At 68.6% G+C, this 16,360-nt stretch carries 16 protein-coding genes; 9 read left to right on the top strand and 7 right to left on the bottom strand.

The annotated features are described in order from the left end of the window. Window positions 1–27 precede the first annotated feature (27 nt). Window positions 28–2,013 (top strand): MutS-related protein, encoded by a 1,986-nt coding sequence (locus Hhyl6_RS09380; protein ID WP_483738939.1) that lies wholly within the window; start codon window positions 28–30, stop codon window positions 2,011–2,013. 18 nt (window positions 2,014–2,031) lie between these two features. Here the strand turns inward: Hhyl6_RS09380 and fdhF are convergent, their stop codons facing one another. Beyond that, the gene (fdhF, locus tag Hhyl6_RS09375) at window positions 2,032–4,095 is read right to left on the bottom strand and encodes a formate dehydrogenase subunit alpha (RefSeq protein WP_483738938.1); all 2,064 of its coding nucleotides are present in this window, start codon (window positions 4,093–4,095) and stop codon (window positions 2,032–2,034) included. Between the two features lie 177 nt (window positions 4,096–4,272). On the opposite strand from fdhF, the gene Hhyl6_RS09370 reads away from it, so the two are divergent. Then, window positions 4,273–5,400, top strand: coding sequence for an ORC1-type DNA replication protein (locus Hhyl6_RS09370; protein ID WP_483738937.1), 1,128 nt, complete (start codon window positions 4,273–4,275; stop codon window positions 5,398–5,400). Between the two features lie 51 nt (window positions 5,401–5,451). Here the strand turns inward: Hhyl6_RS09370 and Hhyl6_RS09365 are convergent, their stop codons facing one another. From Hhyl6_RS09365 to Hhyl6_RS09355, 3 genes are all read right to left on the bottom strand, one after another. Beyond that, the gene (locus Hhyl6_RS09365; RefSeq protein ID WP_483738936.1) at window positions 5,452–5,943 is read right to left on the bottom strand and encodes a hypothetical protein; all 492 of its coding nucleotides are present in this window, start codon (window positions 5,941–5,943) and stop codon (window positions 5,452–5,454) included. A gap of 136 nt (window positions 5,944–6,079) precedes the next feature. Further along, entirely contained in the window at window positions 6,080–6,865 is a 786-nt protein-coding gene (locus Hhyl6_RS09360; protein WP_483738935.1) for a DUF7089 family protein, read from the bottom strand. Then, complete coding sequence (locus Hhyl6_RS09355) at window positions 6,865–6,960, bottom strand: hypothetical protein (protein WP_483738934.1); 96 nt, start codon at window positions 6,958–6,960, stop codon at window positions 6,865–6,867. Before Hhyl6_RS09355 ends, Hhyl6_RS09360 begins: the two co-directional genes overlap by 1 nt. Before the next feature lie 71 nt (window positions 6,961–7,031). Between Hhyl6_RS09355 and Hhyl6_RS09350 the strand changes: the two genes are divergently transcribed. After that, complete coding sequence (locus Hhyl6_RS09350; RefSeq protein WP_483738933.1) at window positions 7,032–7,418, top strand: RidA family protein; 387 nt, start codon at window positions 7,032–7,034, stop codon at window positions 7,416–7,418. Here the strand turns inward: Hhyl6_RS09350 and Hhyl6_RS09345 are convergent. Together Hhyl6_RS09345 and Hhyl6_RS09340 are read right to left on the bottom strand one after the other, a co-directional pair. After that, window positions 7,415–8,881 (bottom strand): MATE family efflux transporter, encoded by a 1,467-nt coding sequence (locus tag Hhyl6_RS09345; RefSeq protein ID WP_483738932.1) that lies wholly within the window; start codon window positions 8,879–8,881, stop codon window positions 7,415–7,417. The genes Hhyl6_RS09350 and Hhyl6_RS09345 overlap by 4 nt on opposite strands. Before the next feature lie 49 nt (window positions 8,882–8,930). Further along, on the bottom strand, window positions 8,931–9,176 hold the full coding sequence (locus Hhyl6_RS09340) for a ferredoxin (protein WP_470311402.1): 246 nt from the start codon (window positions 9,174–9,176) through the stop codon (window positions 8,931–8,933). A 96-nt stretch (window positions 9,177–9,272) separates the two neighbouring features. Here Hhyl6_RS09340 and Hhyl6_RS09335 point away from each other — a divergent pair, with 96 nt between their 5' ends. From Hhyl6_RS09335 to Hhyl6_RS09320, 4 genes are all read left to right on the top strand, one after another. Then, window positions 9,273–11,726: an ATP-dependent DNA helicase gene (locus Hhyl6_RS09335; protein ID WP_483738931.1), complete on the top strand. Its 2,454-nt coding sequence runs from the start codon at window positions 9,273–9,275 to the stop codon at window positions 11,724–11,726. Then, window positions 11,726–12,214: a KEOPS complex subunit Cgi121 gene (gene cgi121, locus Hhyl6_RS09330; protein ID WP_483738930.1), complete on the top strand. Its 489-nt coding sequence runs from the start codon at window positions 11,726–11,728 to the stop codon at window positions 12,212–12,214. The genes Hhyl6_RS09335 and cgi121 overlap by 1 nt, the downstream gene beginning before the upstream one ends. Window positions 12,215–12,344: 130 nt before the next feature. After that, window positions 12,345–13,655: an oxidoreductase gene (locus Hhyl6_RS09325; protein ID WP_483738929.1), complete on the top strand. Its 1,311-nt coding sequence runs from the start codon at window positions 12,345–12,347 to the stop codon at window positions 13,653–13,655. Window positions 13,656–13,800: 145 nt separating this feature from the next. Next, complete coding sequence (locus Hhyl6_RS09320; RefSeq protein WP_483738928.1) at window positions 13,801–14,643, top strand: alpha/beta fold hydrolase; 843 nt, start codon at window positions 13,801–13,803, stop codon at window positions 14,641–14,643. On the opposite strand, the gene Hhyl6_RS09315 is transcribed toward Hhyl6_RS09320, so the two are convergent. Next, the gene (locus Hhyl6_RS09315) at window positions 14,640–15,185 is read right to left on the bottom strand and encodes a MaoC family dehydratase (protein ID WP_483739694.1); all 546 of its coding nucleotides are present in this window, start codon (window positions 15,183–15,185) and stop codon (window positions 14,640–14,642) included. The genes Hhyl6_RS09320 and Hhyl6_RS09315 overlap by 4 nt on opposite strands. 299 nt (window positions 15,186–15,484) lie before the next feature. Between Hhyl6_RS09315 and Hhyl6_RS09310 the strand changes: the two genes are divergently transcribed. Continuing rightward, window positions 15,485–15,781 (top strand): AbrB/MazE/SpoVT family DNA-binding domain-containing protein, encoded by a 297-nt coding sequence (locus tag Hhyl6_RS09310; protein WP_483738927.1) that lies wholly within the window; start codon window positions 15,485–15,487, stop codon window positions 15,779–15,781. 7 nt (window positions 15,782–15,788) lie between these two features. Next, window positions 15,789–16,340, top strand: a complete 552-nt coding sequence (locus Hhyl6_RS09305) for a hypothetical protein (protein WP_483738926.1) — start codon at window positions 15,789–15,791, stop codon at window positions 16,338–16,340. The last annotated feature ends 20 nt before the right edge of the window (window positions 16,341–16,360 follow it).

Below are 16,360 nucleotides of genomic sequence, written 5' to 3'. Positions count from 1 at the left end.
TCTCGTCGGCGTCGAATGAGCCGACAGATGGAACTCGAATCGGTGCCGGGCGTGGGGGCGAAGACGGCCACGGCGCTGCGGGAACTGGACGACCCCGAACGGGCGCTCCGGGAGGGCGACGTCGCCACGCTCTCGCGAGCGCCGGGCGTCAGCGAGGGGCGGGCGGCCCGCATCGCACGGGGCGCCATCCGGGCCGACCACGACGACCCCGGGGGGTTCGCGGCGACGCCGCGGGCCAGAGAGATTTTCCGCGACGCGCTGGGCCTCCTCCAGTCCCGGACGGTCACCGACTACGCCGCGAAGCGACTGGAGACGCTGTACCCCAGCGGCGTCCGCTCGCGCATCGAGGAGGTCCGCGAGTTCAGCGAACGCGCGATGGCACGGGACCCCGACCCCGCGGTCCGGGAGGCGCTCGCCGGGGTCGAACCGCTCGCCGAACCCGGCGACGTGCGGGTCCGGGACCGCTGTCTGGCGACCAGCGACGCCGAACGGTACGCCGCCGCACAGGAGGCCATCCCCGAGGTGAGCGTCGAAGTCGTCGACGACGCCCGGCAACTCGCCGAACTCGCCCGCTCGTACTCGACGGTGGTGGCGCTGGACGAGGCTTTCGCCGGCGTCGACGTGGAGGGCGACGTCCGCGTCGAACCGGACGCGCTGGACGAACCCGCCGCCGTCGTCCCCGAGCGAGTCCTCACCTTCTTCGCGCGGAACCGCGACCGGGTGGCGGCCGCCGCCGAGGTCCACCGCGCCGCCGGTCTCGACGCCCCCTGTGACCTCGGCGCGCTGGCCGACGCCCTCGACGGCCTCGACGAGGACGGGAGCGTCCGCGGCGACGACGAACTCGACCGACTGGCGACGGCCGTCGACGACTTGGACGCCGCCGTCTCGACGGCCGAGAGCGTCGCCAACGACCACCTGCGGGAGGCCATCGAGGAACGGGACGTGACCATCGAGGGGACCGACCTCCTGTCGCTGGTCGAACGGGGCGCTGGCGTCGACTCCCTGCTGGACCGCGAACTGGCCGACGAGTACGCCGCCGCCGTCGAGCGAGCGCGGGACCACCTCGTCGACGCCCTCCAGTTGCGAGACACCGAGGCGATGGCCCGCCGGGCGTTCCCGGACGAACCCACGTATCCGGTCGAACGGCAGGAGGACGTCGTGAGTCGCCTCCGCGAAGAACTGACCGCCGCGCGGGACCGCCGGGCGACCCGGCGGAAACGCGAGTTGGCCGACGACCTCGCGGACGTGCGGGCCGACGCCGAGCAGTTGGTCGCGAACGCGCTGGAACTCGACGTGGAACTCGCCGTCGCCCGCTTCGCCGCCGACTTCGAGTGTACGATGCCCGAGGTCACCGAGGACGGCGGGTTCGACATCGAGGGTGGACGCTCGCCGCTGCTCGACGTCCCCTTCGAGGAGGTGGAACCCGTCGACTACGGCGTCGACAGCGTCACCGTCCTGTCGGGCGTCAACAGCGGGGGGAAGACCTCGACGCTCGATTTGGTGGCGCTGGTGACGACGCTGGCCCACATGGGCCTGCCCGTCCCCGCCGAGTCCGCCCGGGTGGGTCGCGTCGCGGAACTGCACTACCACGCCAAGACGCAGGGCACCTTGGACGCCGGCGCGTTCGAGTCGACGCTCCGGGAGTTCGGCGCACTCGTCACCGACATCACCGCGGACCGGCCGGTGATGGTGCTGGTCGACGAACTCGAATCCATCACGGAACCCGGGGCGGCGGCGACCATCATCGCCGGCATCCTCGAATCGCTGACCGAGCGCGAGGCGACCGGCGTGTTCGTCTCGCACCTCGCCGAGGACGTCCTGGAGGCGTCGGCGGCCGACCTCACCGTCGACGGCATCCAAGCGGAGGGGCTGGTCGACGGGGAGTTGCGGGTGAACCGCTCGCCGGTCAAGGGGAAACTCGCCCGCTCGACGCCAGAACTCATCGTCGAGAAACTGGCCGACGACGACGGCGGCGACGGCTTCTACGCGGACCTGCTGGGGAAGTTCGACTGAGCGGCGGGCGACGACCGCTCACTCCCCGTCGGACTCGACTGGCGCGACGGTCACGGCCGAGTGTTTGTACTCCGGGATGTCCGCCACCGGGTCGAGCGTGTCGCCGACGACGCGGTTGACGAGTGGCTCCGCGTAGTGGAACGTACAGAACACCGTGCCCGTCGGGACGGCGTCGGTCACCGCGGCCGCGACGGTCACCTCGCCGCGGTCGTTCCCCACGCGGACGCGCTGGCCGTCCTCGATACCGCGGGCCGCGGCGTCGTCGGGGTGTATCTGGAGGACGTCGTTCTCTCGCATCCGCAGCAGCGTACGGGAGCGCCGGGTGAGCGCGCCGCTGTTGAAGTGCTGGATGACCCGCCCCGTGGTCAACACGAGTTGGTCCTCGCCAACCTCGTCGGCGGGCGGCACCGGGTCAACGGGCACCAGCGGTGCGCGCTCCGACCCCGTGGCGAACGTCTCGGTGTGGAGGACGCCCGTGCCGGACGCCGCGCCCTCGGGCATGGGCCACCGCTGGAACCCCTCTCCGATGCCTTCGTAGGACATCCCGCCGTAAATCGGCGACACCCGCGTCAGTTCCTCGAAGACGCTTTCGGGGCCGTCGTAGTCGAACTGCGCCGGGTGGTCGGTGAGGCGGCGACCGAGTGCACAGACGACGTCGAGGTCACGGCGGGCCGCACCCGGCGTGTCGGCGTTGGGCCGCATCCGCATGACGCGGCGGTCGGTGTTGGTGACGGTGCCGCCCTTCTCGGCCCACGAACTGCCCGGCAACACGACGTCGGCGTGGGCCGTCGTCTCCGTCTCGAAGAGGTCGACGACGACGCAGAAATCGAGGGCGTCGAACGCCTCGGCCACGGCGTTGGCGTCCGGTTCGGTGACCGCCGGGTTCTCGCCGAAGACGACGGCGGCGCGGACGTCCTCGCCGAACCGCTGGGTGGCGACCGTCTCCGTCAGTCCCGGTTCCGCGGGCGGTTCGACGCCCCACTCGGCGGCGACTCGCTCGCGGGCCGCGTCGTCGGTCACCGACTCGTAGCCGGGGAGGACGCCCGGAAGCGCGCCCACGTCGCCGGCCCCCTGCACGTTGTTCTGGCCGCGGAGCGGGTTCACGCCGGTCCCCGGTTTCCCGACGTTGCCCGTCAGGAGCGCGAGGTTCAGCAGGGCGTGGACGTTGTCGGTCCCGCAGTGGTGCTGGCTCATCCCCATGCCGGTGATGGCGGCGGCGCGGTCCGCGCGGCCGTAGGCGCGGGCGGCCTCGCGGAGCGTCTCGGGGTCGACGCCCGCCTCCCGCGCCGTCGCGTCCACGTCGACGGCCGCGAGGTGGTCGGTCAGTTCCGAGAGCCCGGTCGTCCGCTCGTCGAGGAACTCGTGGTCGAGCAGGTCCTCCTCGAGTAGCACGGCCGCGACGGCGTTCAGCAACTGGATGTCGTACCCCGGTCGCACCGGGAGGTGGACGTCGGCCGCGTCCGTGGTGGCGTTCTCGCGGGGGTCGACGTGAATCAGCGTCGCGCCGTCGCGTATCGCCGGCAGGAGGTACGACCGGAAGATGACCGGGTGCTGTTCGGCGGGGTTCGCCCCGGTCACGAACAGGCAGTCCGTCTCCCGGATGTCCTCGAGCGTGTTCGTCATCGCGCCCGCACCGAACCGCTCGCTCATCGCCGCCACCGTAGAGGAGTGACAGAGGCGCGCGCAGTTGTCGACGCTGTTCGTCCCGAGCATCCGAGCCACCTTCTGGAAGACGTAGTTCTCCTCGTTCGTGCAGTTCGAGGACGCGAAGAAGGCCACCGCGTCGGGACCGTGGGCATCGACGACGTCGCCGATTCTCTCGGCCACCCGGTCGAGCGCCACGTCCCACGGTGCCGTGACGAACGTGCCGCCCTCGCGGACCAGCGGGTCGGTCAGTCGCTCCTCGTGGTCGACCACGTCGAACGCCGCCGCGCCCTTCGGGCAGATTTCGCCCTTCGTGTTCACCGGTCCCGCCGTCCCCGTGGCCTTCCCCTGTCCGTCGTACTCGATGCTACACCCGACGCCACAGAACGGACAGACCGTCGGCGCGGCCGCGAACTGTCGGCCGGAGTTGTTGCTCATACGTCACGACTACTTCGGGGAGTCTCAAAACGATTCGCCACCCCAGATACTGAGGTGGGTTGTCGAGTGCGACGGGGCCGCCAGCGGGCGTACGCGGGCGTCGGTCAGCCCTCGGCCGGTTTCACTTTCACTATCGGTGGCAAATGGTTAAGTGGTCCGGGAAGCTCGGTGAAAGTGATGAGCGACGACCCCGAGGAGGGGATGCTCGGCTGGGACGAGTCCGTGTTCCGGGACGAGCACGTCTTCGAGATAGACTGGCTCCCGGAGACGTTCAAGCACCGGTCGAGTCAGATGGAGACGCTGAAGTACTCGCTCCGGCCCGCCGTCCGCGGGTCGCGGCCGCTGAACGTCATCGCTCGCGGCCCGCCGGGCACCGGCAAGACGACGGCCACCCAGATTCTGTTCGACGAACTGACCGCCCAGACGGACGTGCGAGCGGTCCGGGTCAACTGTCAGGTCGACTCGACGCGCTACGCCGTCTTCTCGCGGCTGTTCGCCGAGATATTCGAGTACGAACCCCCCTCCTCGGGCATCTCCTTCAAGAAGCTGTTCTCACAGATAACCGACAAACTCGTCGAGGAAGACGAGGTGCTGGTGGTGGCGCTGGACGACGTGAACTACCTCTTCTACGAGTCCGAGGCCAGCGACACGCTGTACTCCCTGCTGCGGGCGCACGAGGCTCACTCCGGCGCGAAAATCGGCGTCATCTGCGTCTCCTCGGACCTCGAACTCGACGTCATCGAGGCGCTCGATACGCGGGTGCAGTCGGTGTTCCGGCCCGAGGAGGTGTACTTCAACAAGTACGACCAGACCGAAATCGTCGACATCCTCGACGAACGGGTCGAGCGCGGGTTCAACGAGGGCGTCGTCGGGCCGGCGGTGCTCGACAGGGTCGCCGAACTCACCGAGGAACAGGGCGGGGACCTGCGGGTCGGCATCGACCTCCTGCGCCGGGCCGGGATGAACGCCGAGATGCGGGCCTCCCGGTCGGTCGAACTGGAGGACGTGGAGTCGGCCTACGACAAGTCCAAATACGTCCACCTCTCCCGGCGGTTGCAGGAACTGTCAGACTCCGAGACCCAACTCGTGGAGGTCATCGCCGAACACGACGGCAAGCGCGCCGGCGACATCTACGACGCGTTCAACGACACGAGCGGACTGGGGTACACCCGCTACTCCGAGATTATCAACAAACTCGACCAGTTGGGCATCATCGACGCCGACTACACCGACGTCGAGGGCCGGGGCCGCTCCCGCGAGTTGACGCTCAACTACGACGCCGACGCCGTCTTGGACCGTCTGTGACACGCTGTCTGACATCGTACACGCCGGCGCGGAGAGCGACGCCGAACGGCCTCAGGCGCGGCCGTTCAGCGGGCAGACGAAGTAGTTCGGCGGGCCGAAGCCGGGGTTTCCGAGCGTCACCTCGACGTAGTCGGCGTCTAAGACGTCCGCGTCGTTCGAGAGCGGCGCGTCCGCGTTGAACGCGTCGACGTCCGTCACTTTCGCGCTGTACGTCACCCACTTTCCCCCGTTCCAGTCCCGGTCACCGGGGCCTGACTCGGAGACGAACGGGGACAACTGGTCCGCACTCGCGTCCTCGTTGGCGACGATGGGGCCGTCGCCGTCGTGGAGGAAGTAGAGTTTGTCCTCCGGGTCCGGTCGCTCGTCGAGAACGCGGACCACGGTCGTCCGCCACAGCACGTCGTTGGCGTAGACACGTCCGAACTCTCGTGCGTTACTGCTCCCGGCGGCCGCGGTGCCGGTGGCCCCCACACCCACCGTGGCCATCGCGAGGGCCCCGGTCGCGCGAAGGAGTCGTCGTCGGGTCGATGTTGGCTCGTCCATGGAGTCACGGGAGGCGGGTGCCTCCCGACTGGGACGACGTGCGACGGGTAAAAGGCCGTTTTTCGAAGTTCGGGGCGACTCTGTTCCGCATACGGGTCGAAACCGTATCGACTCTCTCCCAACTCCGGGTCGACTCTCAGTCCAGTTTCTCGAAGGTCTTCTCGGCCCACTGGACGGCGTAGTCGGCACCGTACTCCCGGTAGGCCTCCGTGTCGAGTGCGGCGAAGGGTGCGGGCAGGTTGACGCCGTGTTTGACCGCGCTACAGGCCAGTTCCGCCGCCGCGGCGAACTCGGTCTGACCGCGTGCGATTTCGCCCGCGAGGTCGGAGAGCCGCGGTTCGAGTCGCTCCCCGGCGTCGACCCACGCCTCGTACAGCGCGGGGAAGTCCTCGGCCCAGTCGGTGAACTCGGTGCGGGTCCGCAGACCGAGGTAGGCGTCGTACAGCGCCGCCGCCAGTTGGTAGGTGCCCGCGGGGTCGAGTCGCGGGTCGGTGACGCGTGCGAACTCGGGGTAGCGCTCGCCGAAGAAGCCGAGGAAGTGTTCGGGTTCGTCCAGCCCCACCTCGACGAGCGCCTCGGCCACGAGGAAATCCACGAAGTCCGACGGCGACGTCTCCAGTCGCGGTTTGACGAACACGCAGGGTGGCTCGGTCTGGTGGGTCCACGCGACGCCGCCGTCGCCGGGCATCCCTATCGTGAGGTCTCCCCCGGCGAGGCGGTGGAGTTGGTCGGGTGCGCTCTCGGGGACCCACGACGGGTCGTAGGAGAGCGGGTCGACCGAGTCGGTCACGAGGAGGAGTTCCTCGGCGACGGCCGAGTCCAGCGTCTCGAAGTCCCGCTGGCAGTTCAACACGAGCGCGTCGGGGGCGTACGCGGCCCGGACGTCCGGTAGCTCCCCCGCAAGCGAGCGCTCGGTGAACATCAGGCCGAGAACAGAATCAGGTTGGCGACGATGGCGAGTGACAGCAGTGCCGATACGGCGATGGTCCCGAGGACGAGTTTCGTTGCCGTGCTCATGGCTGAGTCTATCGCAGGCCCCGCATTAAACCTTGAGAAACGGCTATCGGCTTGCCGGACCCAGCGTCGGCATGGACAGACAGCGCGTCTCGACGGGCACCGAGTGGGAACAGCGCGTCGGCTACTCGCGGGCGGTACGCACCGGCGACACCGTCCGCGTCGCCGGGACCATCGCGACGGACGACGACGGCGCGGTGGTCGCGCCCGGCCAGCCCTACGAGCAGACGCGACACGCGCTCGGCATCATCACCGACGCGCTGGGCGACCTCGGGGCGAGCGCCGACGACGTGGTCGCCACCCGGATGTACGTCACCGAGATGGCCCACCAGACGGAGGTGGGCCGCGCCCACGAGGAGGTGTTCGGCGACGTTCGGCCGGCGGCGACGATGGTAGAGGTGTCGGGACTCGCCGCCGAAGGGGCCGTCGTCGAGGTGGAGGCCGAGGCCAGAGTCGATTAGTCGTCGGCCACGCCGACGCCGGACCGGCGGGCCACGTCGCGCCACTTGCCCGTCCAGAAGCGGCCGGTGTTGACCGCCGCCTTCAGGTAGAAGTCGCCGACGAGGGCGACGAAGATTGCGGGCAGACCGAGGCCGAGGCCGGGCGCGACGGTCACGCCGACCACCGGGAGCGTCACGGCGAACGACGCCGGGAGCGCGAGCGCCGCCACGGGGAGACGGAAGCAGTAGCCGCCGAGAACCGTGCCGTAGAGCGGCCAGCGGGTGTCGCCGGCCCCCCGCAGGCTCCCGCGCATCGTCCGCGAGACGGAGAAGCCGGCGACGATGAGACCGAACACACGGACGAACTGCGCGGCCAGCCCCGGGTACTCGGTGCCGAACAGCGAGACGACGGGGCGGGCGAAGACGACGAGGACGGCACCGATGGCCAACTGGACGGCCAGCGCCACCCGGAGGGTCTGCCAGCCGTACTCGGCCGCCGAGGACTCCTCGCCCGACCCGAGGTGCTGACCCACGAGCGTCGACGCCGCCGTCGCGTACCCCCACGCGGGCATCAGCGCCAGCAACATCACCCGGCGGCCGATGGCGTAGGCCGCGAGCGTCGGCGTCCCCAGCACCCCGAGGACGAACAGGAACGGGAACCGCGCGAACGTCTGGAGGAGGCGCATCCCAGACAACGGCAGGGCGACGCGGACGATTTCGGTCAGCAGACCGAGGTCGAACTGCGGGCCCCGAAGTGACAACTGGACGGCGTACCGCCCCGAGACCAGCAAGCCGAAGAAGATGGCCGCCGCCAGCGTGTTGGCGACGGCGGTGCCGATGGCCGCCCCGGCGATGTCCAGTCGCGGGAATGGCCCGAGTCCGAAGATGAGGACGGCGTTGAGGACGACGTTGGTCGGAAGCGTCAGGAGGCGGACGTACATCGGCGTGCGGGTGTCCGCACTGCCGGCCAGCGCCCGCGAGGCGACCATGCTCCAGAAACGCGGGGCCATCGACAGCATCACGATGGAGAGGTACGTCGCACCGAAGTCGACCGTCGCCGCGTCGTCGGCGAGGACGCCGACCAGTACGTCGGGGTAGAGCCACGAGACGGCCGTCAGCGGCGCCGACAGCAGGAGGGCTATCCACAGCGACTGCTTGACCGCGAGGTTCGCACGGGCCGACTGGTCGTTCCCCTGCAACCGGGAGACGACGCTGATAGTGCCCGAGGACACCGCCAGCGAGAGGCCGAAACCGACGAAGTAGTACTGAAAGCCCAGTTCGAGGCCGGCGATGGCGGCGTCGCCGAGTGCGATACCGACCATCAGGAAGTCCGCGAGGCGCAGGAGGATGCGGAGGCCGCCGGTGACCATCACCGGCGCGGCGAGGTCGGTGGCCTCGGTGGCCTTCTGGCGGTCGACTAGTCCGGCGCGGGCGAGCAGGGCCGGGACGCCCTGTACGAGTCGACGGAGGAGACGGCGGACCATCGACCGGGAGTGAGAGCGGCAGACTCCTGTCAGTTTCGACCGCTCGCGGTCAGGGAACCAACTGCTCGCCGTCCTCGTCGTAGATAGTGATAGCCTCGACGGGGCAGGCCCGGGCCGCGAACTTCGCGTCGAACTCCGCGTCCTCGGGTATCTCGCGCACGAACAGGTCCTCGGACTCCTCCTCGCTGTCGGCCAGCACCGCCTTGCCGGCGTCCTCGTCTCGCTCGAAGGCGTCCCACTCCGCGACACACTGGAACATACCGATACAGGTGTCACGGTCGTATTCGACGTACATACGTCGGCGTTGGCCCGTGACGGGCAAAGGCGTTCCCCTCACGGCGGGCAGGTGATGACGACAGTTTAAATCGGGGCGGGACCCAACGGGGGCACAATGGACGTTGCGGACCTGCCGGGAGTCCCCGACTGGCTACCCGACCACCTGCGCGAGGACGGCATCGAGGAACTGTACCCGCCACAGGCCGAGGCCGTCGAGGCGGGGGTCACCGAGGGGCAGAACCTCGTCGCGGCCATCCCCACCGCCAGCGGCAAGACCCTCGTGGCGGAGTTGGCGATGCTGTCGGCCGTCGCTCGCGGGGGCAAAGCCCTCTACATCGTCCCCCTGCGAGCCCTCGCCAGCGAGAAGCAGGCCGAGTTCGAGCAGTTCGAGCAGTACGGCCTCGACGTGGGCGTCTCGACGGGCAACTACGAGTCCGACGGCGGGTGGCTCGGCGACAAGGACATCGTCGTCGCCACCAGCGAGAAGGTCGATTCCCTCGTGCGAAACGATGCGCCGTGGCTCGAAGAGCTGACCTGCGTCGTCAGCGACGAGGTCCACCTCGTGGACGACGGACAGCGCGGCCCGACGCTGGAAGTGACGCTGGCGAAACTCCGACGGCTGAACCCCGACCTACAGACGGTGGCGCTGTCGGCGACCATCGGCAACGCCGACGAACTCGCGGGGTGGCTGGACGCCGAACTCGTCGACTCGGACTGGCGCCCCATCGAGTTACAGAAGGGGGTCCACTACGGGCAGGCCCTGCACCTCGAAGACGGGAGCCAACGCCGGCTGGCGGTCCAGAACAACGAGAAACCGACCGCCGCCGTCGTCCGTGACACCCTACAGGACGACTACGACGACGACGGCAACCTGGTCGAGGAGGGCGGGTCCTCGCTCGTGTTCGTCAACTCCCGCCGCAACGCGGAGGCCGCCGCAGGCCGACTGGGGAGTACGGTCCGGCCGCACCTCACCAGCGAGGAGGAAGCCGAACTCGCCGACGTGGCCGCCGAGATTCGGGACGTGAGCGACACGGAGACGAGCGACGACCTCGCGGACGCCGTCGAACAGGGCGCGGCCTTCCACCACGCCGGCCTCGCGCGCGGCCACCGCGAACTCGTGGAAGACGCGTTCCGGGACCGTCTGGTGAAGGTGGTCTGTGCGACGCCGACGCTCGCGGCCGGGGTCAACACGCCGTCCCGTCGCGTCGTCGTCCGCGACTGGCGGCGCTACGACGGGACCGCGGGCGGGATGCAACCCCTCTCCGTGCTGGAGGTCCACCAGATGATGGGGCGTGCCGGACGGCCGGGACTGGACCCCTACGGCGAGGCCGTCCTCGTCGCCAACAGCCACGACGAACTGGACGAACTGTTCGAGCGCTACGTCTGGGCCGACCCGGAACCCGTGCGGTCGAAACTGGCCGCCGAACCGGCGATGCGGACCCACATCCTCGCCACCGTCGCCTCGGGGTTCGCGCGCTCCCGATCGGGGCTGCTGGAGTTCCTCGAGGAGACGCTCTATGCCAGCCAGACCGACGAGACGGGGCGGCTAGAGCGCGTGGTCGACGATATGCTGACCTACCTCGAACGGAACGGCTTCCTCGAAATCGACGGCGGGGATGGCGAGGCGCGGAGCGCCTCGAAGTCGAGCGGCGATGAGCCACGAGACGAACTCGACGCCACGTCGCTGGGCCACACCGTCTCCAGCCTCTATCTGGACCCGATGAGCGCGGCCGAAATCATCGACGGACTGCGGGACTGGCAGCGGTCGGCCGCCGCGTCGACGACCGCTGACGCGGCCGACGACGGATTCACCACCGCCAGCGAACTGGCCGACGAACAGGCCGCCGCGGGCGACGCCGACCCGGACGACCTCTCGGCGCTGGGCCTGTACCACCTCGTCTCGCGCACGCCGGACATGTACCAACTGTACCTCCGCTCGGGAGACCGGGAGGAGTACGAGATGGAACTGTACGAACGCGAGGAGGAACTGCTCGGGCCGACCCCTTCCGAGTTCGAGGACCAGCGGTTCGAGGACTGGCTCTCGGCGCTGAAGACCGCCCGCCTGCTGGAGGACTGGGCCGAGGAAGTCGAAGAGGACACCATCACCGAGCGCTACGGGGTCGGGCCGGGCGACATCCGTGGGAAGGTCGAGACCGCGCAGTGGTTGCTGGGGGCCGCCGAGTCACTGGCGGGCGAGATAGACACAGACGCCGCCCGTGCGGTCAGCGAGGCCCGCATCCGCGTCGAACACGGGGTGCGAGAGGAACTGGTGGACCTCGCAGGCGTCCGCGGGGTCGGTCGAAAGCGCGCCCGGCGACTGTTCGAGGCCGGCATCGACGACCGCGCGGCGTTGCGCGACGCCGCGAAACCGGTCGTGCTGGCGGCGCTCCGGGGCCGTCGGAAGACCGCCGAGAACGTACTGGAGAACGCCGGCCACCGCGACCCGTCGATGGAGGGCGTCGAACCGGACCCGGACGTCGAGGTGGCCGACGCCGCCCCGAGGGACGCCGCCGAGGACGACGAGGGCGTCGAGACGGGCGAAGACCAAGCCAGTCTGGGTGATTTCTGATGCGGGTGGTCGAAGGCCGGGCCGATATTCCGGACGTGGGCGAGTTCGTCGGGCGACTGGACGCACTCGGCGACCGACACGGCGCGACGATACAGGCGTTCGACGCCCGGTACGTCGTCGACCGCGCCCACCTCGAACGGGCGGTGGCGCTGGCCGAACGCGCCCGAGAGCGCGACGACGCCATCGCCGACGACTTCGGCGTCGAGATACTGCTGTACGCGGCCGGCCGCCGGCAAATCAATCGCGCACTGGAGATGGGCGTCTGCGAGGGCGGGTGTCCGGTCGTCGCCGTGGTCGTCGGCGGGGACGAGGCCGCGGCGGCCGGCGACTTGCGTGACCGTCTCGAACCCGCCGCCGTCCTCGGGGAGTACGACCCCGAGCGCGTTCGCTCCTTCTTCGACGTGAGCGACACCGAACTCGACGCCACGGACGGGACGCTGGCCGACGCCGTCCGCGAGCGAGTGGCGTTGTTACCGGTCGAGAAGTAGCGGGGCATCGAGCGCCGCGAGAGTTTCACCGCGAGTCCCGACGGGCGCCGTGGAAACTGAGCGCCAGCGTTTTCCCGAATCGTGTGCTAACTCTCGTCATGGAGCCCCAGCAAGCCAGACGGGGACGGCCGTGAGCGACCTCACCGATCCCGTGACTATCGGTGGCCTCACGCTCCCGAACCGCCTCTATCGCGCCCCGGTACTGGAGTGTGCGGGCAACGGCGACGGTGCGGTCGACACCCTCGTCGACGAACTCGAACCGACGGCCGCCTCGGGCGTGGGACTCGCCTTTCAGGGCGCAAGCATCGTCACATCGGAGGGCGGATGTGCGGCCCCCAACATGACGCGAGTCCACGACCCCGCGTTCGTCGAGCGCCTCGAACGGTTGACCGACGCGATTCATGCACACGAGGGCAAAATATTCGTTCAGCTCGCACACGGCGGCCTGCGGAGCATGGCGACGTGGCACGCCGGTTACCGGAAGCGGAACCCGGACGAGCACCAACTGGCCGTCTCCCGGCCACCGTGGCAACTCCGGACACTCGACCGGGCCGGACTGATTTCGCTCGACCCGCACGTACTCTCCACAGCGGAGGTGTACGACCTCGCCGAGCAGTTCGGCCGGTGTGCCGGGTACGCCGTCGACGCCGGCTACGACGGCATCCACCTCTCGGCGGCGAACATGAGCCTGATTCAGCAGTTCCTCTCACCCTTTTACAACCGCCGGAGCGACGAGTTCGCCGACGGCGTGCGCTTCCTCGAGGCGATTCACGACGCCGTGAGGACACACGCTGGGGACGTGCCGCTGGTGACGAAGGTGCCCGCAGAGACCGCTGCGCCGAGTTTCGTTCGAAGGTATCTAACATGCGAGGACGCCATTAGCGTCGCCGAGCGACTGGCCGATGTGGGGTACGACGCGCTGGTACCCGTCGAGGTGTCGACGTTCTGGGACATGAGCATCGTCCGCGGTGCGTTCCCGGAGCGGGCGTGGGCCGCCAGCGACCTGCGAGACGAGTACGCCGCGGCCTTCGGCGGACCCATGCGAGCGCGGGCGGTGAAACTGCTGAATCGACTGCAAGCCCGCCGGTTCGACCGCGACCCGGGGTGGAACGCGGCGCTCTGCCGCCGGGTGCGCGAGCGCGTCGACGTCCCGGTGCTGTTGGAGGGAGGCCTGCGAACGCGGGCCGACTGCGACCGCTATCTCGGCGTCGACGGCGACGCGGCGGCCGACATGGTCGGGATGGCCCGGCCGTTCTACGCCGAACCGCGACTCGGCGCGCGGTTGCTCGACGGCCACGACGCTCTCTGCGCGAGTTGCAACAACTGCACCATCCCGCAGGTGACGGGTGAACCGGGGCGGTGTCGGACGCCGTCGGTGGTGCGGGCGCAGGCGCGGCTCGCGAAGAAAAGTGCCTACGAAAGAAACAGCACCGAGGAGTGATTCAGCGTTCCGTACTCGGTCGCTCGTCGCACGGGCGAGCACGCCGACGACGTCGCGGAAGTAGTTGTCTGTCCGACAGGTAAATTCTGCGCTCGGGGGACCTGAGAGAAAGGCTCATCCCCCTCGAACGCTGAGGCTCGCCCAGATGACCACCGAGATTACGTCGGAGCGCCTCGACCTCACCGTCGACGGCGACGACGTCGACATCCACTACCGCACGGGCGGCGAGGGGCCGCCGATGGTGTTCTTACACGGTATCGGACTGGACGCCGCCACCGTCTCGTGGCGCCACGCGCTTCCCGAACTCGCCGAGGAGCGAACCGTCTACGCGCCGGACCTCCCCGGGCACGGCGAGAGCGACAAGCCCGACCGCGCGTACACGACGGCGTACTACCTGGAGGCCGTCGAGGCGTTCCTCGACGCGCTCGACGTGGCGGACCCGGCGATTTCCGGCCTCTCGATGGGTGGTGCGCTGGCGCTGGGCCACGCGCTCGACGGCGGGAGCGTCGAGCGCCTCGTGTTGGTCGACAGTTACGGACTGGGCGCCGACGCCTACTGGCGGACGGCGGCGAGCGGCGTGTTGCAGACGCCCGTCCTCGGAAACATGCTCTGGCAGGGCGTCAGTGCCTCAAAACCGGCCATCAGGACGGGACTGCGGAGCATGGGTGCGACCGAACCGCCACAGCAACTCGTCGACGACGTGGACGCCGTCGTGGACCGCCGGACGGTGCGAGCGATGCGGCGGTGGCAGCGCAGCGAGTTCCGGCGAACCGGCTTTCGCACCGACTATTCCGACCGACTGTCGGAGGTCGGCGTCCCCACGCTGTTGGTCCACGGGGCGGCGGACCCGCTCCTCCCGAAGTCGTGGTCGGAGCGAGCGGCGGCGGCGCTGGACGACAGCGAGTTAGAGATAGTCGAGAACTGCGGCCACTGTCCGCCCCGAGAGCGTCCCGAGCGGTTCAACCGGGCCCTGCGGTCGTTCTGTTAGTTCGGTAGCTCGTCGATGAGTACGACGGCCTCGCCGTCGATGACGACGTCCTCGTCGCTCCGGACGCGTGTGGTCAGTCGATACTGGTCGTCACCGAGGTCTTCGACGATTTCACACTCCGCAGTGAGTCGGTCGTCGATGCGGACTGGGTTGTGGAACTCGAGGTCCTGCGAGAGGTAGATTGTCAGGCCGGGCAGACGTGCGAGCGCCGCGCTGATGAGGCTCCCGACGAGCGTGCCGTGGGCGATGCGGCCGCGGAACCGCGTCTTCTCGGCGAACTCGTCGTCGAGATGCAGGGGGTTCGTGTCGCCGCTCGCGGCGGCGAACTGCTTGACGTCGCCGTCGGAAATCGTCTTCGTGAACTCGACGCGGTCACCTACCCCGAGGTTGTCGGGGTGGTCCTCGGAGATTGTGACGTGCCACTCGGGCAGGTCCTCGGCGGGTTCGATGCGCTCGGCGGGAGGTTCCGGGGCGTCCTCGTCCTGCTGGACGCCGAAAGCCGCAAACGCTGCCCGATTCGCCGCGACGACACTGTTGAACATATGCGAAGAAGTCTCGGTCCACGTATCGAGCAGCGGATTCCGATGTGATTCAGAACTCATCGATAGGTCGTATTTAGTGGTCTGGCTATTAAGTCTTGGTGTTAATCTGGACTCGATGGCCACGAGACGGCTTCTACCGACCGACAACGGCGTAATGGCGACCCAGTGACGACTCCAGCGAGCGCGAACGGGGCGTTCGCCATCGCTCAACACCTTCTACCATCTGATGGTACTCAATGGTAACAGATGGTATTCAGGGGGAAGTTTTAAGTCGTTGACCGGTGTAGGAGGATGTACAGATGGCCGAGGAGGACGATGGTCTGATGTGGCCCCCGATGTTCAAGGGGATGCAGCAGGCGAGCGAGAACGCGATGGAACAGCAGCAGCAGTTGATGCGGCAGTTGTTCGCCAGCGGCGGCATGCCGAGCTTCGATATGAACCAGCTCGGCGCGATGAGTCAGATGGCGACGTTCAAGACCCGCGTCCAGAGCGGCGGGCGGATAAGTATCCCCGACGCCGAGCGCGAGGCGCTCGGAATCGAAGAAGGCGACATCGTCCAGACAGTCGTCCTCCCGGTCAGTAACAACAGCGAGTAATACAACAATGGTAGACTACACCTCCCCCGTCACGACCGCTTTCGAGATGCAGCGCGCGTCCATCGAACAGAGCCAGAAGGCCCTCGAACAGACCGTCGCCTTCCAGCAGAACTTCAACGAGGCCGTCATCGACAGTCTCGACACGCAGGAGTCGGCCCAGCGCCGCGGCGTCGAACTCTCGAAGACCGTCTTCCACAGCTACCTCGACGCCGTCGAGAGCACGGTCCCCGGCATGGCCGGCACCGTCGAAGAGGTCCGTCAGGCCGTCGACGAGCAGTACGACTTCCTGCTCGAGAACCACGCCGAAGCCTTCGACAACATCGAGAGCGAGATGGTCGAGGGCGTCGAGTCCTACGACGAGATGAGCGCCGACTACGTCGACGCCGTCAACGAGCAGGTCGAGATGCTCGTCGAGGCCCACGAGGAACTCGAGTCCCAGTCCGTCGAAGTCGCCGAGCAGTTCGGCCACCAGCTCGAAGAGGTCCAGGAGCAGGTCGAGGAGATGCAGGAGCAAGTCGAGGAAGTGCAGGCGAAGGCCGCCGACGCCGTCGAAGCGTAACGAACCAGCCGTTTTTTGTG

Source organism: Haloarcula sp. H-hyl6 (genome assembly GCF_056934455.1).
The sequence above is the reverse complement of the archived record's forward strand: the minus strand, read 5'-3'. Positions and strand labels throughout refer to the sequence as shown.